Below are 24,542 nucleotides of genomic sequence, written 5' to 3'. Positions count from 1 at the left end.
ATAGGAGCGAGTACATCATGGCCACGGACGTCAAGATCCCGGCGCTCGGCGAATCCATCACTGAGGCGACAATCGCCGAATGGCTGAAGAAGCCCGGCGATTACGTGAACCAGGACGAACCCATTGCCAGCCTGGAGACCGACAAGGTCGCCGTCGAGCTGCCGGCCCCGGTCGCCGGCGTGCTGACCGCGATCTCGCAGGAAGCCGGCGCAACCGTCCAGGTGGGCGCGATCGTCGCCCAGATCGACGAAACCGCCACCGCTGGCGCCGCTGCCCCGGCTCCGGCCGCCGCCCCGAAGGCCGAAGCGGCGCCCGCTCCGGCCCAGACGGCCGCTCCGGCTCCGGCCGCGGCGCCCGCCCCGGCCGCCGCTCCCGCCGCGCAGCCGGCCGCCGAGCTGGTTGCCATCGCTCCGGCGGTGCGCAAGATCCTCGAGGACTACAACCTTGATCCGGCGTCCATTTCCGGCACCGGCAAGGACGGCCGCCTCACCAAGGAAGACGTGCTGAAGGCGATCGAAAACGGCACCGCCCGTCAGCGCGCCGCCGCCGGCGCCGCCCCGGCCGCTGCCGCTGCGCCGGCCGCCGCCGAGCGCGTCGAGGAACGGGTCAAGATGACCCGCCTGCGCCAGACCATCGCCCGCCGCCTCAAGGAAGCCCAGAACACCGCCGCCATGCTGACCACGTTCAACGACGTGGACATGTCGGCCGTGATCGAGGCCCGCGCCAAGTACAAGGACCTGTTCGAGAAGAAGCACAACATCCGCCTCGGCTTCATGGGCTTCTTCACCAAGGCCGTGACCCTGGCGCTGAAGGAAGTGCCGGCGGTCAACGCCTCCATCGAAGGTGACGAGATCGTCTACCGCAACTACGCGGACATCGGCATCGCCGTCTCCGCCCCGAACGGCCTCGTCGTCCCCATCCTGCGCAACGCCGACAAGCTGTCGTTCGCCGAGGTGGAAAAGGGCATCGCCGACTTCGGCAAGCGCGCCAAGACCGGCCAGCTCAAGCTGGAGGAACTCCAGGGCGGCACCTTCACCATCACCAACGGCGGCGTGTTCGGCTCCATGCTGTCCACCCCGATCCTGTCGCCGCCGCAGTCCGGCATCCTCGGTATGCACCGCATCGAGGAACGCCCGGTCGTCCGCGACGGCCAGATCGTCATCCGCCCGATGATGTACCTGGCGCTGTCCTACGACCACCGCATCATCGACGGCCGCGAAGCCGTCACCTTCCTCGTGCGCGTCAAGGAAGCCATCGAAGATCCCACCCGCCTGCTGCTGGACATGTAAGCCAGCACAGACCCAAAGGGTTCGCAAGAAAACGGCTCCGGTGCCAACCGGGGCCGTTTTTGTCTTGCCGGGGGATTTTTTTTGACAGGGAAAAAGGAGGAAAGGGGGTCTTGGACCCCCTTTCGATCCCCCGTTCGTTATCGGGCCGCGTCTCCCGCGCCTTCTGAAGGGGCGGGGGCAGGGCAGGGGCGCACCCGGCATTTGCGGGTGCGAAGGCTGGATGGGAGCGGCGCAGCCGCTCCTTAAAATCATTCAAGGTATGTGGGGCAGGGGGAGTAGGGCGCAGCCGGAGAAAACCCGGGCTTGCCAGAGAGGCGCATAGCTGGATGCCGTGCGCGTCCCTGAAAACGAAAGGGAGGTTGCCAGGAGGGTCCGAGACCCTCCTGGCGAAAAACACTCAAATCTCGACAGAAGTCCCGAAGAGACGCCCCGAAACAGACGTCCGGGGCAATTCCTCTCAGGCGGCGGTGCGGCGGCGGCGCAGGGCGGCGATGCCGATGAGGCCGGCGCCGAGGAGGCCGAGGGCGGCCGGCTCGGGCACTTCCTGGACCGGGGGCGGCACCGGCGTGCCGCTGGTGCGGTTGTAGAAGCCGAGGGTGTGGTTGTCGGATTCGTAGCCCGCGTTGCCCGGTCCCTGGCTGAAGACCACGCGATCGAACACGGTGCCTTCCGGGGCGAAGAAGTTCAGGAAGACATAGGGCTCGTGATCGTTGTCTCCCTCGTACTCGCCCGGGCCGGGGTGGCCCCAGTATTCGGGCTTGCCGGTGAGCAGGGCTTCCACGTTGCCCTGGTTGAATTCGAACAGCATCTCATCGCCGTTCCAGAAGGAGACGTAGTTCTCCGAGTCGAGCGCGGAGAGCCAGTAACCGAAGTAATTGACGCCCTTGGCGTCGGTCCCGGTGGTGATGATGTCGATCGTGTAGGAGGTGGTGAGGCCCAGGCCCGCGACGGCGTAATCCGTGCCATTCGCGCCGCCGTACTTGTCGGCATTGCGAATCATCACGTTGTTGTATTCGAGGAAAATCGTCACGCCGTCGTGGGTGAACGTCGAGGTGAAGTTGGTCTGCCCGGCCTTGCCGTCGAAGGTTTCGATGCCGAGGTAGTCGAAGCCGGCCGAGCTCGTGGTTTCGCCCGCTGCTTCGTAGGTCACCAGGAAAGGTGCCGCCGCGGCAGGGGTTGCGATCGAAGCAATGGAAGCGAGGGCCGCAACCGCTGCGAGAGAGGTGATGCTGCGCATGAATTTCACTTTCCTGGCAGTTCGATATCCGTTTGTTTGGAACTCCTCCAAGCAACGGCCGTGCCAGTTGCGTAACATTATGAAAATGTGACTGTTTTCATTGTCGACGAGAAATATTTATCAGCAACTTCGTAAGAATTTCCGACGAAGCGTCGCCGTGCCGCTGACCTGCGCCTTTTGGCCCTTTTGGGGGCTTTTGCGGGCCGTGTGCGTTCCGGATGTGCCGAATGCGGCAAAGTCGTTTGCCGTTGCGGGGCATTGCGTTAGAACGGGCGTGGGATCGGGATTCCCGACCTGCGCGAAGCGGAGCGGCTGGCGGCCGGTGACCTGGCAAGGCCGGATCGTGCCCCCTTCAACAGGATGGCGAGGCGGTGTACTACCGCCGGGATTCCGGCGTTTCATCGGCTGAGTGAGGACAGACATGGCGTACGACTTTGACGTGGTGGTAATTGGCGCGGGGCCGGGCGGCTATGTGGCCGCGATCCGGGCGGCGCAGAACGGCCTGAAGGTGGCCTGCATCGAAAAGCGCGGCACGCTCGGCGGCACCTGCCTCAACGTGGGCTGCATCCCGTCAAAGGCCCTGCTGCACGCCTCCGAAAAGTATGAGGAAGTGACCAGCGGTCAGCTCAAGACCTACGGCATCAGCATCAAGGACGTGAAGTTCGACCTTGAGGACATGATGTCCGACAAGAACGAGACCGTGAAGCAGTTGACCGGCGGCATCGAGTTCCTGTTCAAGAAGAACAAGGTGGAATGGATCAAGGGCTACGGCCGCTTCCAGGACGCCCACACCCTCGAGGTGGAGGCGGAGGACGGCTCGAAGCGCACCGTCACCACCCGCAACACCATCATCGCCACCGGCTCGGACGTGGTCAGCCTGCCGGGCGTGGCGATTGACGGCGAGATCGTCGTCAGCTCGGATCAGGCCATCGCCCTGCCGAAGGTGCCGGAGCATCTGGTGGTCATCGGCGGCGGCGTCATCGGCCTGGAGCTGGGTTCGGTGTGGCGCCGCCTCGGCGCCAAGGTGACCGTGGTCGAGTACCTCGACCGCATCCTGCCGACCATGGACGGCGAGGTCTCCAAGGAGATGGGCCGCATCCTCAAGAAGCAGGGCATGGACATCAAGACCGCGACCAAGGTCGTGGCGGTCGAGGTGGACAACAAGGGCAAGAAGCGCGGCGCGGTCGTGCGCGTGGAGCCCGCCCAGGGCGGCGCGGCCGAGGAGATCAAGTGCGACGTGGTGCTGATGGCGATCGGCCGCCGTCCGTTCCTCGACGGCCTGAACCTGGACAAGGTGGGCGTTGCCGTTGACGAGCGCGGCCGGGTGAAGGTGAACCACGACTTCTCCACCAGCGTGCCGGGCATCTACGCCATCGGCGACGCGATCCCGGGGCCGATGCTCGCCCACAAGGCCGAGGACGAAGGCGTGGCCTGCGCCGACAACATCGCCGGCCTCAACGGCATCGTGAACCACGACGTGATTCCGTCGGTGGTCTACACCATGCCGGAAGTGGCCTCCGTCGGTAAGACCGAGGAGGAGCTGAAGGCGGCGGGCGTGAAGTACAAGGCGGGCAAGTTCCCGTTCCTCGCCAACAGCCGCGCCAAGGCCAACCACGACACCCAGGGCTTCGTGAAGGTGCTGGCGGACGCCGCCACCGACCGGGTGCTGGGCGTGCACATCATCGGCTCGCTGGCGGGCACCATGATCGCCCAGGCAGCGCAGGCGATGGAGTTCGGCGCGTCGTCCGAGGATATCGCGCTGACCTGCCACGCGCACCCGACTCACTCGGAGGCGATGAAGGAGGCCGCCATGGCCGCCCACGCCAAGCCGATCCACATCTGAGACCGGACAGAACAGCGGCGACGCGGGGGCGGCATCCGCCCGCGCGTCGACCGGAACGCGAAGCCCCGGCCGGAGCCCTCCGGCCGGGGCTTTTCTTTTGGCGCACCGTCGTTTCGGCTCGCTTACAGTAATCGACAAAATCAATAAATCGATATTTCCACTGAGGGGAAAGATCGCAATTTTGAGCCAAATATGTGAAAAGTCACAAAAAATAGGGCGTTATCGAGGTTGTCTTTCACAGTAATCAGAATAATTCCTGCCAAGTAGGGTTGCGCTGGTGCTTCGAAAATCGATATGTTCGATTTGTAACCCGTGAGCGCAGCGTGCCGGCCCCGGCTGGCGAGAAAAACAAAGTCCGATTGTTGGGAGATACCCCCGTGTCAGAGAAACAGACTTGCCCCTATGCGTCGATGGCACCATCCACCACAGCCGCTGGCGCACCCGCCGTCAGCGACCGCAATTCGCTGACCCTCGGGGCAGACGGGCCGATCCTGCTGCATGACGTGCACCTGATCGAGCAGCTCGCCCACTTCAACCGCGAGAAGGTGATCGAACGCCAGCCGCACGCCAAGGGCTCGGGCGCGTTCGGCATCTTCGAGACCACCGAGGACGTGTCCGCCTACACCAAGGCGGCGCTGTTCCAGAAGGGCGTGACCACCGAGCTGCTGCTGCGCTTCTCCACCGTCGCCGGGGAGCAGGGCAGCCCCGATACCTGGCGCGACGTGCGCGGCTTCTCGATCAAGTTCTACACCAGCCAGGGCAACTACGATCTGGTCGGCAACAACACGCCGGTGTTCTTCGTGCGCGATCCGATGAAGTTCCCCCACTTCATCCGCAGCCAGAAGCGCCTGCCGGACCGCGGCCTGCGCGACAACCACATGCAGTGGGACTTCTGGACCAACAACCCGGAATCCGCGCACCAGGTGACCTACCTGATGGGCCGGCGCGGCCTGCCGCGCACCTGGCGGCACATGAACGGCTACGGCTCGCACACCTACATGTGGGTGAACGCGCAGGGCGAGAAGTTCTGGGTGAAGTACCACTTCCACTCCCAGCAGGGGCTGGAATTCTTCTCCAACGCCGAGGCGGCGAAGATGTCGGGCGAGGACGCGGACTTCCACCGCCGCGACCTGTTCGAGGCGATCGAGCGCGGCGCCTACCCCAGGTGGACGCTCTCGGTGCAGGTGATGCCCTATGACGTGGCCAAGACCTACCGCATCAACCCGTTCGATCTCACCAAGACCTGGCCGAAGAAGGACTTCCCGCTGATCAAGGTCGGCGTCATGACCCTGAACCGCAACCCGGAGAACTTCTTCGCCCAGATCGAACAGGCGGCGTTCTCGCCGGGCAATGTGGTGCCGGGCATCGGCCTGTCGCCGGACCGGATGCTGCTGGCCCGCTCGTTCGCCTACGCGGACGCCCAGCGCAACCGCATCGGCGCCAACTTCCACCAGCTGCCGGTCAACCAGCCCAGGTGCCCGGTGAACACCTACATGTTCGACGGCCCCATGGCCTACCACCACACCGGCAGCGCGCCGGTCTACGCCACCAACAGCGGCGGCCGCCCGTGGTCCGACCAGACCGGCCCGGTGGACAACGGCTGGGAGGCGGACGGCACCATGGTGCGCATGGCCTACACCCTGCGCGAGGGCGATGACGACTTCTCGCAGGCCGGAATCCTCGTCCGCGAGGTATTCTCCGACGCCGAGCGCGACGATCTGGTGGAGACGGTGGTCGGCTCCCTCGCCGGCGTGCGCGAGCCCGTGCTCTCCCGCGTGTTCCAGTACTGGAAGAATATCGATGCGGACGTCGGCGCCCGCATCGAGGCCGCAGCGAAGGCGCGAAGCGCCTGACCCCCCGGCCCGTTGTGTTGCGTGAAGTTGCGTTTGTTGCGTCCGCGTATTGTTCGTGTCGTGGTGAGTATGCGTTGCGTTGCGTGACGTTGCGTCAGGCGTAACAGGAAAGGCCCCGGCCGGACTGCTCCCGCCGGGGCCTCTTGTTTTCCGGGGGACGTGATTTTTCATTCGCAGGAGGGTCGCGGACCCTCCTGCACCTCCCTTTTTTCAATAGGGACGTGCGTGTGAGAGCGGGCGCGGCCCTTTTCTTCGGCTGATTTATTGGGTCGTGCGGGTGGGGGCGGGCGCGGCCCTGTCAAACGAATGGGAGCGCGAGGGTCCGCGACCCTCGCATTCTATCCTTCAGAATCCTGCCCGTCACATGCAGGGTCAGAGGCTCGTTTCGTACCAGATGAGGAGGCCGATGATGATCGCCGCCGCAAAGGCGAGCAGGCCGATGAGCTTCTTGTCCTGTGCGAGGCTGGGTTTGGCTTTCTTCTTCGACATGCCTACAGGCTAGCGCGGCGATCGTTTCGGTCAAGTCTCGGCGGGGTCGGAGGCCGTGGCGGGCTGGGGCGCGGGCAGCCAGTCCGGCCAGGTGACCTCCACGGCCGCGCCGCCCAGGGTGAGGGGCGCGCCCGCCTCCACATGCTCCAGGCGCAGGAAGGCCAGCCCCAGCGTGCCGTGGTGGCTGCGCAGCTCGCCCGCCTCCTTGCCATCGGCGGTGAGGAGGGACGTGTCCGCGCCCGTTGCCGGGGCGGCGAGGCGGACCGGGAGCAGGCGCTTGCGCACCTTGGCGCGATGGTACATGCGGGCGGTGTTCTCCTGCCCCACGTAGCAGCCCTTGCGGAAATCGACGCCGTTGAGTTCGGCGGCGTTGGTCTCCAGCCACAGCATCCGGTCGACGGCGATGTCGCGGCTGCCGTCCGGGATGCCGTGCTCCAGCCGGTGGCGGTCGTAGTCCTCGGGCGTGGCCGTTGCTGCGAGGCCGGGGGCGGCGATCCAGCGCCAGCCGAGCGCGGCAAGGCGTGGGTCGGCGGCGGCGCCCGCGGGCGCGGGGCCGTCGCCCCAGGCGGCATGGACCGCCAGGTCCGGGCGGGGCGTGATCTCGACCCTGGCGCGCAGGCGGTACAGGGAGAGGCGCTTCGCCAGCGGCTCCAGGCGGTCGGCTTCCGTGTCCAGCAGGAAGCCGTCTCCCTCCGGGTGCGCGAAGATCAGGAAATCGAACAGGTACTTGCCCTGCGGGGACAGCAGCCCCGCCCACACCGGCGCACCCGGGGCAACCCGGGTGACGTCGTTGGTGACAAGGCCTTGCAGGAAGCCGGTTGCGTCCGGTCCCCGGACTTCGAGGACGGCGCGGGCGGGAAGGGACGTGAGATGCGTGGTCATGTCCCCAAGGTAATGGCTGTGCTGCCCCGCTCAAGAGGCGATGGCGGGTTCCGGGGCGCGATCGGCGATGCGATCAGGGCGCGATCAGGGCGCGATCAGCGGTCCTTGCGGCGACCGCGGCGCCCGCCCAGGAGGGCGAGACCGGCCAGACCGCCCAGCGCCACGCCCAGCGTGCCCGGCTCCGGCACCTTGACCGGCGGCTTCGGCGGCGGAGGCAGCGGTGGGGGCAGTTCGCTGTTGGGCGGCGTGTCGCCGCCCGGCGGGTTGCCACCCGGAGGATTACCGCCCGGCGTGTCGTCGCCCGGAGGATTGCCGCCCGGCGGGGGATCATACGGCACGGTCTCATTGCTGCCGCCACCGCCGCTGCCACCGCCGCCGCCGATGCCGCCGGGCATCATCGGCACGGTGGGGCCCACATTGCCGGGGCCGGACGACTGCGGCCGGCCCGGCGCCAGCGCGGTCAGCGGCGACAGGACCGGGCTCTGCATCGGGCTGATGTCGGGGAACACCGAGGCCAGCGCTTCCTTGCCTGCGCCGGGCTCGATCAGATCCTTGAGATTGGTCGGCAGCCCGGCCAGGTCTTCCGGGTTGCTGCCCGCGCCGGGGCAGGCATCGGGAATCACGAGCGGCTTGGCCGCCACGGTGGTGACCTTCGGCTTGGGCTTGGGGCGCGGCTTCGGCTTGGCCTGCGCCACGGCAGCGCCCTCGGCCGGTTGCGGCAGGGGCTGGGCCGGCGTGGAGACGGGGGCCTTCTTCGCGGCCACCTTCTTCACAACCGGTTTCTTCACAACCTTCTTGTCGGGCTGGGGAATGACAATCGGGTCGCAGTCCTCAGCCGAAAGAAGGGTCTGCGGCGGCGTCGCGGCCACGGCGGTCGAGGCGCCGACCATCAGCGCGACCATTGCCGATGCCGCGCCAAAGGCCCGATGGCGCAACAGCCTGCTTCCGCGGGATATGGTCCTGCTCTGCGATAGGTTGCGGGACACCCTCGATCACTCCCAGGTTCCGGTCACGATACGTCTGGCGGACCGCGGTTCTGTCGCTGCCGGCAGTCGCGGGATAGCGGAAATGGTTCCGCGTGCGTACCGTGCCCTTAATACCAGCGAACGCTTAATATGCAATTTCTTACAGAACGCAACCCCAGGTTCGGCATAGGTCGCCGATCCGCACGCAAATTTTGCGGACTAATCATGAATATTTCATTAAAATAATTGGTAAATATATTCAGTGAATAGCCAGACTAATGCTTTGGCGGGTCAGCAGATCCGGTTTGACACCATCGACCGTCAGCACGCGAATTTCGCGGATGCGGCAGCCGGGGGTGCGCTGGAGCTGCTCCACATAGGCATGGAGCACGGGAAATTCGGGCGCCAGATCCAGCTCCTGGCCGTAGAGGGTCTTGACGACGCCGGGCGCGTCGTCGGTCTCGATGTCGATTTCGGCCGATGTCAGCCGGTAGCCGCGATACCACAGGTGCGACTGATATTCGCGGGGCAGCCGGTTGAAGGGGAGCAGCAGCTCGTCCAGCGGGAAGGTTTTGTGCGCGTCGGCCATCGGACTCCAGCCCTTTCCAAACGCCCCCCGTGGTCTCTATAAGTCCCCGCGCCATGAGGTACGGGAAGATGGTAAACAACCCGTTAATCATTTCGGGGCGGAGCAATCACGGTCACGGCCAGGGACGTGCCGGGTTCGAGAGGCAGGCGACATGGATCTGGCGTGGCTGGCGACCTGGTATTTCTCGGTAGGGCTGGGCATCGGCATTGCCGCTGCCGCGCCCATCGGCCCGGTGAACATCATCGTCATCCAGCGCAGCCTGCACCGGGGCATGGCCTCGGCGCTGCTGCTGGGGCTGGGGGCGGCGCTGGGCGACGCACTGTTCGCGGCCGGGGCGGGCTTCGGCCTGCGCGCGCTCCAGACGCTCATCAACGACAATCACGACCCGATTCGGGTGGTGGGCGGCCTGGTGATGGCGGGCTTCGGCATCGCGGTGTGGCGCTCGGCCCCCCATCTGAATGATCCGGGCCGCAAGCTGCCCCGCGCCCGGCACATGGCGCTGGCCACCTTCCTGATGACCGTGACCAACCCGGCAACGCTGCTGTGGTTCGCCGCCACCTTCGGCTCCATCGGCTTCAAGAACATCGGCCACGCCAACCAGGAGGCGCTGCTCAACTCCGCCCGGCTGGTGGGGGGGGTGTTCTCGGGGTCCATGGTGTGGTGGGTGGCGGTCTCCGCCACCGCGCGCCGGTTGCGCGGGCGGCTGAGCGACCGGCATCTGGCGGTGTTCAACCACGTCTCGGCCGTGGTGCTGCTGCTGTTCGGGCTGGTCGCGCTGGTGGCGGGGCTGGACTGAGGGCGAAAGCGCCGCTCAGCGCCGCCGGGGCGCGCCGGGGGCAGGGGCCTTTTCCAGCACCGCGTGGCGCATATCCAGCGTCTGCTTTCCGGCCTCCTCGAACATCACCGTCACCCGTGTTCCGATGGCGGACTGCACCTGCCCCAGCCCCCACTCTGGACGGGCGGGCAGAGAGACATACTCTCCTGGAAGGAACCGTGTGATCATCGTAACCCTTGCGCTTGATTGCTTCGTTGCATAGCTGTTCCGGAAGTTGGCCAGACGCATGACCCGCATGCGGGGCTGGGCCCGGGGGGAGATTGCACATGAAGTCTGTGGAATTTGCGAGCCTGCTGTGCTCCCGGCTGTGTCATGATCTGGTGAGCCCGGTGGGGGCGCTGTCCAATGGTGTCGAACTGCTGGCGGACGAAACCGATCCCGAAATGCAGGCCCAGTGCCTGCAACTGCTCGCCGACAGTGTGCAACAGGCCGCCAACCGGCTGAAGTTCTTCCGCCTCGCCTTCGGCGGCGGCGGCAGCTTTTCCGCCCAGGTGGACGTGCGCGAGGCGCAGTCCGCCATTCAGGGCATGTTCCCGGCCGACAAGGTGAAGATCGAATGGATGATCGGCCCGTCGGCGCTGCCCAAGACGGCGATCAAGATCCTGCTGAACCTGGCGCTGATCGCCGGGGACACGCTGCTGCGCGGCGGCGTGCTCCAGGTGGCGGCGGAGCAGACCGGCGACATGCTGGACATCGCCGTGCGCGCCGAGGGGCCGCGCCTGCTGCTGGGCGAGGACCTGCGCCAGGCCCTGAGCGGCCAGGTGCCCGACGGCGAGGTGACGCCGCGCGAGGCGCCCGCGCTGCTGGTCCGCACGCTGCTGGCGGAGGCGGGGGTCTCGTTGCAGGTCTCCGAGCCCGAGCCGGGCGTGCTGCTGCTGGGCGTGAGCTTCCCGGTCTGACCGGCCCGCCTGCCGGGCCCCGGGGTGCCGCCGCGTCCGGGCGGCTGTTGCCAGAAGCGATGATTTAGAGGTTTTTAACCCCGATCCATCAAGGTTACGGCTCCGGCAAGGGGCCGTGTGCCCTCGCCACAGGATTTATGTACTGCGAGAGGCGGATAGCATGGATGATCTGCTCACAGAGTTTCTGACCGAGACCAACGAAAGCCTCGATACCATCGACAACGAACTGGTCCGCCTGGAGCAAAATCCCAACGACAAGGCCGTTCTCGACAATATCTTCCGCCTTGTTCACACCATCAAGGGCACTTGCGGCTTCCTCGGCCTGCCCCGGCTCGAGTCGGTGGCGCACGCGGCGGAGAACGTGCTGGGCAATTTCCGCGACGGCAAGCTGACGGTGAACTCCGAGCTGGTGTCGCTGATTCTCCAGGCGCTGGACGCCATCAAGGTGATCCTGCGCGGCCTTGAGGAAACCGGGGCCGAGCCCGAGGGCGATGACTCCATGCTCATCGCCATGCTGGACGAGGCGGCCGCCGGCAAGCTGTCGTCGGCACCTGCGCCCGCGCCGGTGGCCGATGCGGACGCCGCCCGCGCCGAAACCGAGAAGCTGCTGGGCCGCGCCCTGAAGCCGGGCGAGGTCTCGCTGGAGGAACTGGAAGCGGCCTTCGCCGCCGCGCCGGGCCCGGACGACGAGCCCGAGCCGGCTGAGGCCCGGGCCCAGTCCCAGCCCGAGCCCCAGCCCGTTGCGGCGGAGGCCAGGGCGCCCAAGGCCGAGGCGGCCAAGGCGCCGGCCCCCGCTGCTGCTGCTGCGGAAGACGCGGGCTCCAAGGCGGCGAACCAGACCATCCGCGTCTCGGTGGACCTGCTGGAGAACCTGATGAACCTGGTCTCCGAGCTGGTGCTCACCCGCAACCAGCTTTTGCAGACCGCGCGCCGCCACGAGAACAACGAATTCACCGTGCCGCTTCAGCGCCTGTCCCAGTGCACCACCGAGTTGCAGGAAGGCGTGATGAAGACGCGCATGCAGCCGGTGGGCAACGCCTGGCAGAAGCTGCCGCGCATCGTGCGCGACCTCAGCCACGAACTGGACAAGAAGATCGAGCTGGAAATGCGCGGCGCCGAGACGGAACTGGACCGTCAGGTGCTGGAGCTGATCAAGGACCCGCTCACCCACATGGTGCGCAACTCGGCGGACCACGGCATCGAATCGCCCGCCGACCGCGTCGCCGCCGGCAAGCCGGAGGTGGGGCACATCCGCCTCAACGCCTATCACGAGGGCGGCCACATCATCATCGAGATCAGCGATGACGGGCGGGGCATCAACGTCGAGAAGATCCGCAAGAAGGTTCTGGAGAACGGCCTTGCCACCGAGGCCGAGCTGGACGGCATGTCCGAGAACCAGATCCAGAAGTTCATCTTCCACCCCGGCCTGTCGACGGCGGAGAAGGTCACCTCGGTTTCGGGACGCGGCGTCGGCATGGACGTGGTGCGCTCCAACATCGAGAAGATCGGCGGCACCGTCGAGCTGGAGTCGAAGTTCGGCAAGGGCACGCGCTTTGCCATCAAGATTCCGCTGACCCTGGCGATCGTCTCCTCGCTGGTGGTGGGCGCGGGCGGCGAGCGCTTCGCCATTCCGCAGATCTCGGTGCTGGAGCTGGTGCGCGTGATGAGCGGCGGCGAGCACGTCATCGAGCACATCAACAACACGCCGGTGCTGCGCCTGCGCAACCGCCTGCTGCCGCTGGTGCGGCTCGACCGGGTGCTGGGCCTCGAAAAGACGTCCGAGGCCGGGGCGGCCAACGACAACGACCAGTGCTTCGTGGTGGTGGCGCAGGTGGGCGCCTTCACCTTCGGCATCGTGGTCGACGAGGTGTTCGACACCGAGGAAATCGTGGTGAAGCCCATGGCGCCGATCCTCAAGGATCTCACCGTCTATTCGGGCAACACCATTCTGGGCGACGGCAGCGTCATCATGATTCTCGATCCCAACGGCATCGCGCGCGCGGCCGCCACGGTGCAGGACAACGAGGGCGCCGAATCGCTGGAGCTCAAGGGCCGCAGCGCGGACGGCGACCAGGAGGCCATGCTGGTGTTCCGCGCCGGCTCGGACAGCCCGAAGGCGGTGCCGCTGTCGCTGGTGGCGCGCCTGGAGGAGGTGGACGTCTCCACCATCGAATACGCGGAGGGGCGGCCGATGGTGCAGTATCGCGGCAACCTGATGCCGCTGCTGACGGTCGATCCGCATCTCCAGCTCAAGACCGAGGGCATGCAGTTCGTGCTGGTGTTCGCCGACGGCGACCATGTGATGGGCCTGGCGGTGGACGAGATCCTCGACATCGTCGAGACCGAGCTGAACCTGGAGCTGACCGCCGACATGCGGAACGGGCGGCTGGGCAACGCCGTGGTGGCGGGCAAGATCACCGAGATCATCGACGTGGCCCACTACCTGCGCCTCGCCTTCAAGGATCTCCTGCGCGGCAAGAACCAGGACGCGGCCGCCAGCCGCAAGGGCGCGCCGCCGCGGGTGCTGCTGGTGGACGACAGCTCGTTCTTCCGCAACATGCTGCGCCCGCTCCTCAAGGCGGGCGGCTACGAGGTCACCTGCGTCGGCAGCGCCGAGGAAGCGCTCAGGCTGCGCGACGACGGGGCGGAGTTCGATCTCATCATCTCCGACATCGAGATGCCCGGCCTCAGCGGCTTCGAGTTCGCCGAGGAAGTGCGCCAGAGCGGCCGCTGGGCCAACCTGCCGCTCGTGGCGCTGTCGTCGCTGGCCTCGCCCGCCGACTTCGAGCGCGGCCGCCAGGCGGGCTTCAACGACTACGTGGCCAAGTACGACCGGGATTCGCTCCTGAACGTGCTTGAGGAGCAGCTGGATTTCGCCCGCAGCGCGGCGGCCTGAGGAGCGGGGAGTAAGGACGCATGAAGGAAGGTTCCAAGGACTTCGTCACCATCCGCCTGGCCGGGCAGCTGCTGGGCATCCCGGTGCTCGTGGTGCACGACGTGCTGAAGTTGCAGAACGTGACCCGGGTGCCGCTCGCCCCGCCGTGGGTGGCGGGCGTGCTCAACCTGCGCGGCCGCATCGTCACCGCCATCGACCTGCGCGAGCGCCTCGGCATGCCCGCGCGCATGCCCGGCGAGAAGGCGATGAGCGTGGTGGTGGACTTCAAGGGCGAGTCCTACTCGCTCATCATCGACAGCGTGGGCGAGGTGCTCAGCCTGCCGGATTCCCTGTTCGAGAAGAATCCGGTGACGCTCGACCAGAGGTGGCGCGAGGTGTCCGACGGCATCTACCGGCTCGATGACGAGCTGCTGGTGGTGCTGGATGTGCGCCGCGTGCTCGACATCGACCGGGCAGCGGCTGCCTGACGGACCGCAAGACCTTAACCCGGCGGCAAGTTTTGCGCGCCTATTGTTCAGGACGCGAGATCCTCGAGTGGAGCATGAGGCATGAAGTCCTGCTTGGTTGTTGATGACTCGAAGGTGATCCGAAAGGTTGCCCGGCGCATCCTGGAAGATCTGGAGTTTGAGATCACGGAAGCTGTGGACGGGCAGGACGCCTGGGAGCAATGCCAGGCCGCCATGCCCGATGTGGTCCTGCTCGACTGGAATATGCCGGTGATGAACGGCCTCGATTTCCTGAAGGCGCTGCGCTCGGCGGACGTGGAAAAGCAGCCGCTGGTGATCTTCTGCACCACGGAAAATGACATGGCGCACATCCGTGCCGCCATCGAGGCGGGGGCGGACGAATACATCATGAAGCCCTTCGACAGGGAAATCATCGAAGCAAAGTTCTCGCAGGTCGGCCTGATCTGAGGCCGCCTGCGGCTTACGTTTTTTTGTTCGGTGGCGTTTGCGAAGTTGAATGTCGCGCATGCGGCCAAGGGATTGGATGAATGGGCGTGTCAGCGTTGGGTGCGGCAGGCGAGCCGGGTCGGGCGACCCCGCCAAATCATGTAAGGGTACTGGTTGTCGATGACTCGGCGGTGATTCGCGGCATCCTGTCCCGCTGGCTCGAGGATGACCCGATGATCCGGGTCGTTGCCACCGCCCATAACGGCGTCGAGGCCGTGCGCCGGGCCCAGCAGCAGCGCTTCGACGTCATCGTCCTCGACATCGAAATGCCGGAAATGGACGGCCTGACCGCCCTCCCGCTGCTGCTTGAGGCGCAGCCGGGCGTGCAGATCCTCATGGCCTCCACCCTGACGCTGCGCAACGCGGACATCTCCCTGAAGGCGCTGGGCCTGGGCGCGGCGGACTACATCCCCAAGCCCCAGAGCACGGGCATCATCACCAACGGCGTCGATTTCCGGCGGGAGCTGCTGGAGAAGGTGCGGACCATGGGGCAAGTGGCCCGCCGCCGCCGCCGCGAGCCGCTCATCGATTTCGAGACCCGGGGGCCCATTCCCGCCAGCCAGCCGCTCCAGCCGCGCCGGAGCCCGGCCGCCGCGCCCGAGCCGAAGCCGGCCCGGGCCCAGCCTTCCCGCGCGCGCCCGAGCGTGCTCGCCATCGGCGCGTCGACCGGCGGCCCGCAGGCGCTGTTCAGCCTGCTCGGCAGCCTGCCGAAGCCGTTCCGGCTGCCCATCCTCATCACCCAGCACATGCCCCCCAACTTCACCCGGATTCTCGCCGAGCACATCCAGCGCCAGACCGGCTTCACGGCCGCCGAGGCGGTGGACGGCGAGCCGATCCGGCCGGGGCGGGTCTACATCGCGCCGGGGGGGCTGCACATGCGGGTGGCGGGCAACGCCAGCCAGCCGGTCATCGCCACCGATGACAGCCCGCCGGTGAACTTCTGCCGCCCGGCGGTCGATCCGCTGTTCGAGTCCGCCGCGCGGGTCTACGCCAGCGCCTGCCTGGCCGTGGTGCTGACCGGCATGGGCCACGACGGGCGCGACGGCGCGGCCGAGGTGGTGGCCCACGGCGGCACCGTCATCGCGCAGGATGAAAATTCGTCAGTGGTGTGGGGCATGCCCGGCGCCGTCACCCAGGCCGGCCTCGCCAGCTATGTCCTGCCGCTCGGCAGGATCGGCGCGACGATCGGCTCTCTCATGGAGGGGCGTTGCCCATGAGCTTGCTCGCGCCGCAGGATTTCCAGTTCCTCGCCGACTTGCTCAAGTCGCGCTCCGGCCTCGTGCTCGGCCCGGAGAAGGGGTATCTGCTGGAGTCGCGCCTCACACCGGTGGCGCGGCGGCGCGGTCTGGATGATCTGCCGCAGCTGGTCAGGCTGATCCGCCACAAGCCGGACGAGACGCTGCTGCACGAGATCTCGGAAGCCATGACGATCAACGAGTCGTTCTTCTTCCGGGACAACCTGCCGTTCGATACCCTGGCCCACCACGTGCTGCCCGCGCTCCGCACGGCGCGCGCCAACAGCCGCCGCCTGCGCATCTGGAGCGCCGCCTGTTCGACCGGGCAGGAGCCCTATTCCATCGCCATGATCCTCGACCAGCAGCGGGCGATGTGGGCGGACTGGACCATCGAGATCATCGCAACGGACCTCTCCTCCCAGGCCATCGCCAAGGCGCAGGCGGGGATCTACTCCCAGTTCGAGGTGCAACGCGGCCTGCCCATCAAGAACCTGATGACCTATTTCACCAAGGTGGGAGACCTGTGGCAGATCTCCCCCGAGATCAGGAGCAAGGTGAAGTTCCGCACCTTCAACCTGCTGCAGCCGCTGACGCCGCTGGGCATCTTCGACGTGGTGTTCTGCCGCAACGTGCTGATCTACTTCGACGCCCCCACCAAGGCGCGGGTGCTGGAGGCGATCCGCCGGCAGATGCCGAACGACGGCAGCCTGTTCCTCGGCGCGGCCGAGACGGTGCTGGGCCTCACCAAGGCGTTCAAGCCCGTGCGCGACATGCGCGGCCTTTATGTTCCCGCCGAAAGCGAGGCGGTGCAGGCGATCAGCGCCTGAGCTGACGGGTGCGGGGCGGTCTTTCCCCGCGGTTTTCTCCCCTTTTTCATCCGCCCTTGTTCATGATCCGCCGCCTCCTGAGGCGGGGCGTGGCGTGATTTGCCGCAGCGCCGAACCAGCCGGTTTCCAGCGCCGCCGGAATTGCTTAAATTGTCCGGGAAAAAGAATTTCCTGACACAGAGGCCTGACATAGGGGCCTGACACAGAGGGGCGCATTCCACCTTACTTCTGGCTGAGCTGTCTGCCCTGGCCGCGCGGCGCAAGGCGGGGGCGGCCGGCAGCCGGAGCGGGGACGGGTGCGCTGACGCAACGACAGACCGACACAAGTCTGACGGACGCAAGACAGACGGACGCAACGAAGCAGGGACGGAACGCCGGTTCAACGCATGTCAATCTGGGGCAAGCTCATCGGCGGCGCAGCGGGACTGGCCATTGGCGGCCCGATCGGCGCCTTGATCGGCATCGTCATCGGCCACGCCGTGGTCGATGTGCCGGTCGAGCGCTGGCGCACGCCCGAGGCGGAGCGCCGCCAGGTGGCCTTCACCATCGCCGCCATCGCCCTGGCCGCCAAGATGGCCCGCGCCGACGGCCGGGCGGACGAGGCCGAGTTCTGCGCCTTCCGCCGCCTGTTCCGGGTGGACCCGGCCGAGGAGGCCAACGTCATCCGCTTCTACCGCCTCGCGCAGAAATCGACGGACGGCTACGAGGCCTATGCCCGCCAGGCGGCCCAGCTGTTCGGCGAGGGCTCGCCGATCCTCGAGGACCTGCTGGACGCCCTGTTCCTCATCGCCCGCGCCGACGGCTACGTGACCGGGGAGGAAATGGCCTACCTGGAGACGGTGGGGCGGCTGCTCGGCTTTCGCGGCGGGGCCTTTGCCCGCATCCGCTCCCGCCATCTGCCCAGCCACCCGGATGACCCCTATGTGATTCTGGGCGTGGACCCGGGGGCGGATCTGGCGGAGGTGCGGGCCGCCTACCGTCAACTGGTCAAGGAACACCACCCCGACCGCCACATCGCGGCGGGCGTGCCGACCGAATTCATTCGCGTTGCCGAGCAGCGCATGGCGGCGATCAACGCAGCCTACCGCACCATTCTGGCTCAGGAAGAGGCTGCATGAAGCCGTTGCACTTCGCGTTCCTCATGCTCATCAACGTGGCATGGGGCTTCAACATCGTGCCGGTGAAGCTGGCGCTCATGGAGCTGGACCCGCTGGCGGCGGCCGTCATCCGCTTCGGGTTCCTGTTCCTCCTCTGCGCGCCCGCCCTGCGCTGGGTGCCGGGGCGTATGGGCGCGGTGCTCGCCACCGGCCTGGTCATGGGCGCCCTGCAATTCTCGGTGATGAACGTGGCCTTCTCCATGGCCACCAACATCAGCGCGCTCGCCATCGCCTCCCAGTTGTGGGTGCCGTTCAGCCTCATCCTCGCCATCGCCCTGCTCGGCGAGCGCATCCGCTGGATCCGCACCGTGGGCATCGTGCTTGCGTTTGCCGGCATCGCCTACCTGTCGTTCGACCCGCACGTGTTCGAGGAACGGGTGCCGCTGGCGCTGATGACCGTCTCCGCCTTCGCCGCCGCGCTGGGCACGGTGATGGTGCGCCGCCTGACGGGGATCACGCCGCTCAACCTCCAGGCGTGGATTTCCCTCACCAGCATTCCCATTCTCTCCGTACTGTCGCTGGCCTACGAGCCGGGCGTGCTGACCCACCCGCAGGACATCCCGCTCAAGGTCTACGGCTACCTGCTGTTCGCGGCGGGCTTCTCGTCGGTGATCGGCCACGCGGGGCTGGCCTGGCTGCTCCAGCGCTACCCCGTGACGATCATCTCGCCCTTCACCCTGCTGTCGCCCATGCTCTCGGTGCTGTTCAGCGTGTGGATCTTCGATAACGTGCTGACGCGGCAGATGATCACCGGCGGCCTGATCGCGCTGGCGGGCGTCGCCATCATCACCTTCCGGGGCGCGCAGAAGGAGGAGGCGCAAGTGAGCGGAAACGGGAGCCGGCAGCCATGAAGCAGGTGGCGCTTCCTTCCCCGAACCATGACGACCGGCGCGGCCAGCCGGTCTCCATGCTGGTGCTTCACTACACGGGCATGGAATCGGCCGAGGCCGCGCTGCGGCAACTGACCAACCCGGAGGCCAAGGTCTCGTCCCACTACACCATCGACGAGGACGGCACGGTCTATGTCCACGTGCCGGAGGACCGCCGCGCCTGGCATGCGGGCGTCTCCTGCTGGCGGGGGGTGACGGACGTGAACGCCGCCTCCATCGGTATCGAGCTGGTCAATCCGGGCCACGAGTTCGGCTACCGCCCGTTCGCGGAGCCGCAGATGGCGGCGCTGGTCGCGCTCGCCCGCGAGATCGTGGGACGCCATGCCATTCCCGCCCGCAACGTCATCGGCCACTCGGATGTGGCCCCGGCGCGCAAGACCGACCCCGGCGAGCTGTTCGACTGGCGGCAGCTGGCGGCGGAAGGGCTGGGGGTGTGGCCGGAGCGGGTGAAGCCGGGCGACTTTCCGCTGCTCGGGCCGGGCGACAAGGGCGCGCCGGTGCTGCGCTATCAGGCCCGTCTCAAGGCTTGGGGCTACGCCATTGAGGAAACAGGTGTTTTCGATTCCATGACCGAAGTGGTCACCATCGCCTTCCAGCGCCATTTCCGCCCCGAGGGCGTGACCGGCTACGCCGACACCCAGACGCAGGAGCGGCTGGCCGCCCTGCTGGCGGGGGAAGGGCTGATCGTCTAGGGGCGCCGGGCGCGGTCTCGCGCCCCCGGTCATTGCCCCTGGTTGTTCATTGCCCCTGTTTATTGCGGGATGATGGGCTCGCCGAGGTGGGCGCGATTGGCCGAATCGCCCGCCAGGTTGTCCGGCAGTTTCCTTGCGGCCTTCTTGATGTCTTCCCCGATGGTCAGGGCCGCCCTGGGCTTGCCGCCGGTGGTCTCGACCCGGTCGGACTTGCCGCCGCAGGCGGCCAGCAACAGGCTTGCGGAAATCAAGATAAGTCCAACGCGCATGCGGTCTTCTCCTCGTTGCCCTGAACCCGTAAGGCGCGTCTCGGCGATTGGCAAGGGCCAGAAGCGCCAGCCGGTATTCCGCGCGCGCCCGGTTTTCTCCATTGGCAAGGTGGGACGATTTCCCATATCAGGGTCACGGCAGAGGATCGGACGGCCGCCGCCCGCGTTCGGCGCGGGGGGAGGAAAGTCCGGGCTCCACGGATCAACAGCGCCGGGTAACACCCGGCCGGGGCAACCCGAGGGACAGTGCCACAGAGATCGAACCGCCGGCCGACCGGAAGCCCGCTTCCGACCGCCGGTAAGGGTGAAAAGGTGCGGTAAGAGCGCACCGCTGGGCTGGCAACAGCACAGGCATGGCAAACCCCGCTGGGAGCAAGACCGAGTAGGGACGGCGCGGCAGCCTTTCGGGGCTGCCAATGCGGATCCGGCATGACCGTCCGGGTTGGTTGCTGGAGGCAGGCGGCAACGCCTGTCGTAGAGGAATGGTCGTCGGCGTGGGATTTCATCCCACGTGCACAGAACCCGGCTTACAGATCCTCTGCCGCTTTTCCTTTTCCCTTCAATCCGGGCCAGATGTGTCCGGAACAATCTCTTGAAAATTAACGGAAAATTTACGAACGGGCCAATTGCGCCCGCGAAACGGGTCCGTTTGCGCCCGTTTGCCCGGGAAGTGGCGGCAAACCACCCCGTTTTGGGACGTAGTGGGGCTTTTTCCCATTGAAAACCCATGTTGTGGCATGTACACCTTGGCTGTGGGCGGCGTTTTCTTCTCTTTCCCGAGTCAGGATGCAGGGCGCGTTTCGCGCCGGTCGTGAGTTTGTGAGGAGAAGGCGTGCGCCCCAGTGGAGGGCACGGCACGCGTGGTCGAACAGGGCGAACAACTGTTTTATGGCAACGCTCTCAACAGCGTTGACAGCAAGAACCGGGTCTCGGTTCCTGCGCAGTTTCGCGCTGTCATCAAGGCCCGCACCGGCGGCGAGGAATTCCTCATTCGCGAGCACGAGGAGCTGCCCTGCCTCGTGGCTTACGATCACACCTACCTCAAGGAGCTGCGCGAGGAGGCCGAGGCGCGTCTGGCGCAGGACCCGACCGCCAACCGCGAGGACATCCGCCGCAGCCTGTTCGGCGCCGCCGATTCTGTGAAGTTCGACGATGCCGGCCGAATCGTTCTGGACGGCTTCTTCATCGATTACGCCGCGATCGAGAAAACCGCGCTGTTCCTTGGCGCCCAGGGGTATTTCGAAATCTGGAACCCCTACACCTTCCTCGAGACCCAGGCGCACCAGAAGGCGCTGTGCCGCAAGGTCGTCTACCTCCTGAAGCAGAAGAAGCTGCCGCTGCCGGGGGAGGAGGGATGATGGCTGCCCTTGCCGACACGCCCCACATTCCGGTGCTGCGCGATGAAGTGCTGGCGGCGCTCGCCCTCTCCGGGGGCGAGGTGGCGGTGGACGCCACCTTCGGCGCGGGCGGCTACACCCGGGCGATTCTCGGCCGGGGCGTGGCCCATGTCTATGCCTTCGACCGCGACCCCAACGCCATCCGCGACGGGCAGGCGCTGGTGCAGGAGGCCGGCGGCCGCCTGACGCTCATTCACGGCCGCTTCGGCGAAATGGCGGAGTTGCTGGCCGAGCGGGGCGTTGCGCAGGTGGACGCCATCGCCTTCGACATCGGCGTCTCCTCCATGCAGCTGGACCAGGCGGAGCGGGGCTTCTCCTTCCAGAACGACGGCCCGCTCGACATGCGGATGGAGCAGGCCGGCCCGAGCGCGGCGGATGTGGTGAACACCGCCAGCGAGGAGGAGCTGGCCGACATCTTCTATTACTACGGCGAGGAGCCCAAGGCGCGCCGGGTGGCCAAGGCCATCGTCAAGGCGCGGGCCGAGCGGCCGTTCGAGCGCACCGAGCAGCTGGCGGAGGTGATCCGCGCGGCGCTGGGCGGGCGGCGCGGCCCCAAGGATCCGGCGACCCGCAGCTTCCAGGGTCTGCGCATCCATGTGAACGCGGAGCTGGACCAGCTGAAGGACGGGCTGCGCGCGGCGGAGCGGCTGCTGCGCCCCGGCGGGCGGCTGGCGGTGGTCAGCTTCCACAGCCTGGAAGACCGCGTGGTGAAGAACTTCCTGCGCGAGCGCGGCGGCATGGTCGCGGGCGGCTCCCGGCACCTGCCGGAGCGGCCCGGTCCCGCGCAGGCTCCGAGCTTCGAGAAAATCGCAAAGGCGATTCGTCCCTCCGACGAGGAAATCGCCCGCAATCCGCGCGCCCGGTCCGCAACCTTGCGGTCGGCCGTCCGAACGTCAGCACCGGCCTGGGAGAACTAGGAAATGCGCTACTACACAGGCATCATCATGGCACTGGCGACCGCGGTTTCTGCTGCGGTGTGCTTTGCCGTCAGCCTGGAGGTGGGAGAGCGCCGCGACGAGGTGATGGCGCTGAAGCGTCAGATTGCCGGCGACATGCGGGAGGTGCGCCGCCTTCAGGCCGAGTGGCAGATCCGGGTGCGGCCGGGCCAGCTGCAGCGGCTGAACGATACCTACTTCGGCCTGACCGCGCCGACGGCGGACCGCTACTTCGCCTCGGCGGAGAGCTATGTGGCGTTCGCGGCCGATCCCAATTCGGAGCCGCAGAAGCCGCAGGTGCTGCCCGCCATCGAGCAGCAGATGGACTCCCACGAGGCGCCGCAGACCTACCTCGCCAAGGCGACCGACGGCGGCAAGGCGCAGCTGGTGGCCGTGTCCTCCGACGGCCCGGCCGTCGCCATGCGCCTGCCGTCCCTCCCGGTCTATGCGACCGTGCAGAAGCCGCGTCCGTCCGGCTTCGGCGAGGCGGCGCCCAAGGTGCATCTGGCGTCCTGGTCCGAGCCGGTTGCCGAGCCCGCGCCGCGCCCGCGCAAGGAAAGCATTGCCCTGGCGATGCGGACCCCGGCCGAGACGGCCGGTGCCGAGGCCTACGCGCCGGCCCTGCCCAAGAAGGCGGCCCCGCTCGGCGGGCTTGACGCCGCCACCATCGCATCCATCGAGCGCCTGGCCGCGAGCGAGGCGGGCACTCAATGAACGAAGCCGCGCTGCGTTCGCTCAGGATTCAGCTTGCGGGACACCGCCAGCAGGCGCTGGAGCGGTCGCGGCAGCGGCTGGTGATCGGGGCGCTGGTGTTCGCGGCGGCGACCGTGGTCATCGGCCTGCGCCTGATGGATCTGGCCGTTCTCAAGGCCATCGACCGCTCGGCGGGCCGGGCGGATATCTTCGCCACGCTCCGGCCGCCGCGCGCCGACATCATCGACCGCAACGGCGAGGTGCTGGCCACCACCCTCAAGGTGCAGGCGCTGGCCGTGCGCCCGCACAGGGTCATCGGCGACAAGGAGGCGCTGGCCCGCAAGATCGTCGAGGTGCTGCCGCATCTGGATCTGGACTTCGTGCGCCGCCAGCTCAACTCCAGCGCCAAGTTCCGCTATATTTCCCGGCGGCTGACGCCGGAGCAGGTGAGCCGCATCAATGCGATCGGCGAACCGGGACTGGAGTTCCAGGACGAGGCGGAGCGCGTCTACCCGAACGGCGTCCTCGCCTCGCACGTGCTCGGCTACACCAACATCGACGGCAAGGGCATGGCGGGGATCGAACGCTCGTTCGACACGCGGCTGACCGAGGAGAGTCAGCTGAACAAGCCGTTGCAACTGTCCATCGATGTCCGCGTGCAACATGCGCTGGAATATGAACTGAACGCGGCCATGGAAAAGTTCAGCGCTATTGGCGCGGCCGGCATCATCCTGGACGTCCACACGGGCGAGCTGCTGGCGATGGCCTCGCTGCCCGCCTTCGATCCCAATGCCGTCTCGCGCACCCCTTCGGAGACCTGGTTCAACCGGGCGACGCAGGGCATCTACGAGCTGGGCTCCACCTTCAAGGCCTTCACCACCGCCATGGCACTGGAGGAGGGCATCGTCACGCTCGGCAAGAAGTATGACGTGTCCGCGCCGCTCGCCATCGGCCGCTTCCGCATCCGCGACACCCATCCCGAGAACCGGTCGATGACGGTGCCGGAAATCTTCATGCACTCCTCCAACATCGGCACGGCGCAGATCGCGCTGGACGTGGGGCCGGAGACCCAGCAGGCCTACATGCGCCGGCTCGGCTTCCTCGAACCCGTGCACATCGAGCTGAAGGAGTCGGCCCAGCCGATGTACCCCAACCCGTGGGGCAAGGCCTCCACCATGACCATCAGCTACGGCCACGGCATCGCCGTGACCTCGCTGCATCTGGCGACGGGGTACGCAACGCTGGTCAACGGCGGCGTGTGGCGGCCGGCCACGCTGATGAAGATCGCGCCGGGCACCGAGCGCTCCACCGGCGAGCGCATCTTCAGCGAGGAAACCTCGAAGATCATGCGCCAGCTGATGCGCCTGGTGGTGGTGCAGGGCACCGGCAAGCAGGCGAACGCGCCGGGCTACCGCATCGGCGGCAAGACCGGCACGGCGGAGAAACCGGGCGTCGGCGGCTACCAGCGCAAGGCGCTCATCACCACCTTCGCGGGCGCGTTCCCGATGGACGATCCGCGCTATGTGGTGATCGCCACGCTCGACGAGCCCAAGGGCATCAAGGAAACCTACGGTTTCGCCACCGCCGGCTGGAACGCCGCGCCGGCGATGAAGGCGATCGTGCAGCGGGTGGGGCCGATTCTGGGCGTCGAGCCCAACGTGAACAAGGACGTCGATCTGAGCCCGCTGCAAAGATACATCGCGGGCTAGCAGACCGG

The 24,542-nt window shown here is 67.0% G+C and carries 23 protein-coding genes and 1 other RNA gene; 18 read left to right on the top strand and 6 right to left on the bottom strand.

The genetic code is table 11. The features are described 5' to 3' along the window. Positions 1 to 17 precede the first annotated feature (17 nt). The gene (odhB, locus tag ACSJJU_RS02360) at positions 18 to 1,289 is read left to right on the top strand and encodes a 2-oxoglutarate dehydrogenase complex dihydrolipoyllysine-residue succinyltransferase (protein WP_435913554.1); all 1,272 of its coding nucleotides are present in this window, start codon (positions 18 to 20) and stop codon (positions 1,287 to 1,289) included. Positions 1,290 to 1,746: 457 nt separating this feature from the next. Here the strand turns inward: odhB and ACSJJU_RS02355 are convergent, their stop codons facing one another. Next, positions 1,747 to 2,439, bottom strand: coding sequence for an Npun_F0296 family exosortase-dependent surface protein (locus tag ACSJJU_RS02355; protein ID WP_435913553.1), 693 nt, complete (start codon positions 2,437 to 2,439; stop codon positions 1,747 to 1,749). 508 nt (positions 2,440 to 2,947) lie between these two features. On the opposite strand from ACSJJU_RS02355, the gene lpdA reads away from it, so the two are divergent. Together lpdA and ACSJJU_RS02345 are read left to right on the top strand one after the other, a co-directional pair. Next, positions 2,948 to 4,369: a dihydrolipoyl dehydrogenase gene (gene lpdA, locus ACSJJU_RS02350; protein WP_435913552.1), complete on the top strand. Its 1,422-nt coding sequence runs from the start codon at positions 2,948 to 2,950 to the stop codon at positions 4,367 to 4,369. A 410-nt stretch (positions 4,370 to 4,779) separates the two neighbouring features. Beyond that, on the top strand, positions 4,780 to 6,222 hold the full coding sequence (locus ACSJJU_RS02345) for a catalase (protein WP_435913551.1): 1,443 nt from the start codon (positions 4,780 to 4,782) through the stop codon (positions 6,220 to 6,222). Between the two features lie 519 nt (positions 6,223 to 6,741). Here ACSJJU_RS02345 and ygfZ read toward each other — a convergent pair. The 3 genes from ygfZ to ACSJJU_RS02330 form a co-directional block, all read right to left on the bottom strand. Next, the gene (gene ygfZ, locus ACSJJU_RS02340) at positions 6,742 to 7,593 is read right to left on the bottom strand and encodes a CAF17-like 4Fe-4S cluster assembly/insertion protein YgfZ (RefSeq protein ID WP_435913550.1); all 852 of its coding nucleotides are present in this window, start codon (positions 7,591 to 7,593) and stop codon (positions 6,742 to 6,744) included. 95 nt (positions 7,594 to 7,688) lie between these two features. After that, positions 7,689 to 8,495, bottom strand: coding sequence for a PEP-CTERM sorting domain-containing protein (locus ACSJJU_RS02335; RefSeq protein WP_435913549.1), 807 nt, complete (start codon positions 8,493 to 8,495; stop codon positions 7,689 to 7,691). 322 nt (positions 8,496 to 8,817) lie between these two features. Beyond that, positions 8,818 to 9,147: a hypothetical protein gene (locus ACSJJU_RS02330; protein WP_435913548.1), complete on the bottom strand. Its 330-nt coding sequence runs from the start codon at positions 9,145 to 9,147 to the stop codon at positions 8,818 to 8,820. Between the two features lie 151 nt (positions 9,148 to 9,298). Here ACSJJU_RS02330 and ACSJJU_RS02325 point away from each other — a divergent pair, with 151 nt between their 5' ends. After that, positions 9,299 to 9,943: a LysE family translocator gene (locus tag ACSJJU_RS02325; protein ID WP_435913547.1), complete on the top strand. Its 645-nt coding sequence runs from the start codon at positions 9,299 to 9,301 to the stop codon at positions 9,941 to 9,943. Between the two features lie 15 nt (positions 9,944 to 9,958). On the opposite strand, the gene ACSJJU_RS02320 is transcribed toward ACSJJU_RS02325, so the two are convergent. Then, positions 9,959 to 10,150, bottom strand: a complete 192-nt coding sequence (locus tag ACSJJU_RS02320) for a DUF3553 domain-containing protein (protein WP_435913546.1) — start codon at positions 10,148 to 10,150, stop codon at positions 9,959 to 9,961. A gap of 98 nt (positions 10,151 to 10,248) precedes the next feature. Here ACSJJU_RS02320 and ACSJJU_RS02315 point away from each other — a divergent pair, with 98 nt between their 5' ends. The 9 genes from ACSJJU_RS02315 (at position 10,249) to ACSJJU_RS02275 (ending at position 19,531) form a co-directional block, all read left to right on the top strand. Beyond that, positions 10,249 to 10,881 (top strand): histidine phosphotransferase family protein, encoded by a 633-nt coding sequence (locus tag ACSJJU_RS02315; RefSeq protein ID WP_435913545.1) that lies wholly within the window; start codon positions 10,249 to 10,251, stop codon positions 10,879 to 10,881. 160 nt (positions 10,882 to 11,041) lie between these two features. Next, positions 11,042 to 13,777: a hybrid sensor histidine kinase/response regulator gene (locus ACSJJU_RS02310; protein ID WP_435913544.1), complete on the top strand. Its 2,736-nt coding sequence runs from the start codon at positions 11,042 to 11,044 to the stop codon at positions 13,775 to 13,777. Positions 13,778 to 13,797: 20 nt separating this feature from the next. Further along, positions 13,798 to 14,244 (top strand): chemotaxis protein CheW, encoded by a 447-nt coding sequence (locus ACSJJU_RS02305; RefSeq protein WP_435913543.1) that lies wholly within the window; start codon positions 13,798 to 13,800, stop codon positions 14,242 to 14,244. Positions 14,245 to 14,325: 81 nt separating this feature from the next. Then, complete coding sequence (locus ACSJJU_RS02300; RefSeq protein ID WP_435913542.1) at positions 14,326 to 14,691, top strand: response regulator; 366 nt, start codon at positions 14,326 to 14,328, stop codon at positions 14,689 to 14,691. An 80-nt stretch (positions 14,692 to 14,771) separates the two neighbouring features. Further along, positions 14,772 to 15,947, top strand: coding sequence for a protein-glutamate methylesterase/protein-glutamine glutaminase (locus tag ACSJJU_RS02295; RefSeq protein ID WP_435913541.1), 1,176 nt, complete (start codon positions 14,772 to 14,774; stop codon positions 15,945 to 15,947). Continuing rightward, a complete protein-coding gene (locus tag ACSJJU_RS02290) occupies positions 15,944 to 16,792 on the top strand; it encodes a CheR family methyltransferase (protein ID WP_435913540.1) in 849 nt (282 codons plus the stop codon). The genes ACSJJU_RS02295 and ACSJJU_RS02290 overlap by 4 nt, the downstream gene beginning before the upstream one ends. A gap of 386 nt (positions 16,793 to 17,178) precedes the next feature. After that, a complete protein-coding gene (locus ACSJJU_RS02285; RefSeq protein WP_435913539.1) occupies positions 17,179 to 17,910 on the top strand; it encodes a TerB family tellurite resistance protein in 732 nt (243 codons plus the stop codon). Beyond that, positions 17,907 to 18,800, top strand: coding sequence for a DMT family transporter (locus ACSJJU_RS02280; RefSeq protein ID WP_435913538.1), 894 nt, complete (start codon positions 17,907 to 17,909; stop codon positions 18,798 to 18,800). Before ACSJJU_RS02285 ends, ACSJJU_RS02280 begins: the two co-directional genes overlap by 4 nt. Beyond that, positions 18,797 to 19,531, top strand: coding sequence for an N-acetylmuramoyl-L-alanine amidase (locus tag ACSJJU_RS02275; RefSeq protein ID WP_435913537.1), 735 nt, complete (start codon positions 18,797 to 18,799; stop codon positions 19,529 to 19,531). Before ACSJJU_RS02280 ends, ACSJJU_RS02275 begins: the two co-directional genes overlap by 4 nt. Positions 19,532 to 19,590: 59 nt before the next feature. Here the strand turns inward: ACSJJU_RS02275 and ACSJJU_RS02270 are convergent, their stop codons facing one another. Then, positions 19,591 to 19,800, bottom strand: a complete 210-nt coding sequence (locus ACSJJU_RS02270; protein WP_435913536.1) for a hypothetical protein — start codon at positions 19,798 to 19,800, stop codon at positions 19,591 to 19,593. A gap of 138 nt (positions 19,801 to 19,938) precedes the next feature. Between ACSJJU_RS02270 and rnpB the strand changes: the two genes are divergently transcribed. The 5 genes from rnpB (at position 19,939) to ACSJJU_RS02245 (ending at position 24,534) form a co-directional block, all read left to right on the top strand. Beyond that, positions 19,939 to 20,346: RNase P RNA component class A (rnpB, locus tag ACSJJU_RS02265), an RNA gene on the top strand. 314 nt (positions 20,347 to 20,660) lie between these two features. Then, positions 20,661 to 21,158: a division/cell wall cluster transcriptional repressor MraZ gene (locus ACSJJU_RS02260; RefSeq protein WP_435913535.1), complete on the top strand. Its 498-nt coding sequence runs from the start codon at positions 20,661 to 20,663 to the stop codon at positions 21,156 to 21,158. After that, positions 21,155 to 22,114 (top strand): 16S rRNA (cytosine(1402)-N(4))-methyltransferase RsmH, encoded by a 960-nt coding sequence (rsmH, locus tag ACSJJU_RS02255; RefSeq protein WP_435913534.1) that lies wholly within the window; start codon positions 21,155 to 21,157, stop codon positions 22,112 to 22,114. The genes ACSJJU_RS02260 and rsmH overlap by 4 nt, the downstream gene beginning before the upstream one ends. 3 nt (positions 22,115 to 22,117) lie before the next feature. After that, the gene (locus tag ACSJJU_RS02250; protein ID WP_435913533.1) at positions 22,118 to 22,846 is read left to right on the top strand and encodes a hypothetical protein; all 729 of its coding nucleotides are present in this window, start codon (positions 22,118 to 22,120) and stop codon (positions 22,844 to 22,846) included. Further along, entirely contained in the window at positions 22,843 to 24,534 is a 1,692-nt protein-coding gene (locus ACSJJU_RS02245) for a peptidoglycan D,D-transpeptidase FtsI family protein (protein ID WP_435913532.1), read from the top strand. The genes ACSJJU_RS02250 and ACSJJU_RS02245 overlap by 4 nt, the downstream gene beginning before the upstream one ends. Positions 24,535 to 24,542 lie beyond the last annotated feature (8 nt).

Source organism: Pedomonas sp. V897, assembly GCF_051304405.1.
In the GTDB taxonomy this organism is placed as follows: Bacteria; Pseudomonadota; Alphaproteobacteria; order Sphingomonadales; family Sphingomonadaceae; genus Pedomonas.
This window is presented reverse-complemented; position numbering and strand designations above follow the sequence as displayed.

Bases quoted from the DNA above. Each gene is read 5' to 3' on its own strand.
- odhB (WP_435913554.1), top strand. From the start codon at position 18: ATGGCCACGGACGTCAAGATCCCGGCGCTCGGCGAATCCATCACTGAG.
- lpdA (WP_435913552.1), top strand. From the start codon at position 2,948: ATGGCGTACGACTTTGACGTGGTGGTAATTGGCGCGGGGCCGGGCGGC.
- ACSJJU_RS02345 (WP_435913551.1), top strand. From the start codon at position 4,780: ATGGCACCATCCACCACAGCCGCTGGCGCACCCGCCGTCAGCGACCGC.
- ygfZ (WP_435913550.1), bottom strand. From the start codon at position 7,593: ATGACCACGCATCTCACGTCCCTTCCCGCCCGCGCCGTCCTCGAAGTC.
- ACSJJU_RS02335 (WP_435913549.1), bottom strand. From the start codon at position 8,495: ATGGTCGCGCTGATGGTCGGCGCCTCGACCGCCGTGGCCGCGACGCCG.
- ACSJJU_RS02330 (WP_435913548.1), bottom strand. From the start codon at position 9,147: ATGGCCGACGCGCACAAAACCTTCCCGCTGGACGAGCTGCTGCTCCCC.
- ACSJJU_RS02325 (WP_435913547.1), top strand. From the start codon at position 9,299: ATGGATCTGGCGTGGCTGGCGACCTGGTATTTCTCGGTAGGGCTGGGC.
- ACSJJU_RS02320 (WP_435913546.1), bottom strand. From the start codon at position 10,150: ATGATCACACGGTTCCTTCCAGGAGAGTATGTCTCTCTGCCCGCCCGT.
- ACSJJU_RS02315 (WP_435913545.1), top strand. From the start codon at position 10,249: ATGAAGTCTGTGGAATTTGCGAGCCTGCTGTGCTCCCGGCTGTGTCAT.
- ACSJJU_RS02310 (WP_435913544.1), top strand. From the start codon at position 11,042: ATGGATGATCTGCTCACAGAGTTTCTGACCGAGACCAACGAAAGCCTC.
- ACSJJU_RS02305 (WP_435913543.1), top strand. From the start codon at position 13,798: ATGAAGGAAGGTTCCAAGGACTTCGTCACCATCCGCCTGGCCGGGCAG.
- ACSJJU_RS02300 (WP_435913542.1), top strand. From the start codon at position 14,326: ATGAAGTCCTGCTTGGTTGTTGATGACTCGAAGGTGATCCGAAAGGTT.
- ACSJJU_RS02295 (WP_435913541.1), top strand. From the start codon at position 14,772: ATGGGCGTGTCAGCGTTGGGTGCGGCAGGCGAGCCGGGTCGGGCGACC.
- ACSJJU_RS02290 (WP_435913540.1), top strand. From the start codon at position 15,944: ATGAGCTTGCTCGCGCCGCAGGATTTCCAGTTCCTCGCCGACTTGCTC.
- ACSJJU_RS02285 (WP_435913539.1), top strand. From the start codon at position 17,179: ATGTCAATCTGGGGCAAGCTCATCGGCGGCGCAGCGGGACTGGCCATT.
- ACSJJU_RS02280 (WP_435913538.1), top strand. From the start codon at position 17,907: ATGAAGCCGTTGCACTTCGCGTTCCTCATGCTCATCAACGTGGCATGG.
- ACSJJU_RS02275 (WP_435913537.1), top strand. From the start codon at position 18,797: ATGAAGCAGGTGGCGCTTCCTTCCCCGAACCATGACGACCGGCGCGGC.
- ACSJJU_RS02270 (WP_435913536.1), bottom strand. From the start codon at position 19,800: ATGCGCGTTGGACTTATCTTGATTTCCGCAAGCCTGTTGCTGGCCGCC.
- rsmH (WP_435913534.1), top strand. From the start codon at position 21,155: ATGATGGCTGCCCTTGCCGACACGCCCCACATTCCGGTGCTGCGCGAT.
- ACSJJU_RS02250 (WP_435913533.1), top strand. From the start codon at position 22,118: ATGCGCTACTACACAGGCATCATCATGGCACTGGCGACCGCGGTTTCT.
- ACSJJU_RS02245 (WP_435913532.1), top strand. From the start codon at position 22,843: ATGAACGAAGCCGCGCTGCGTTCGCTCAGGATTCAGCTTGCGGGACAC.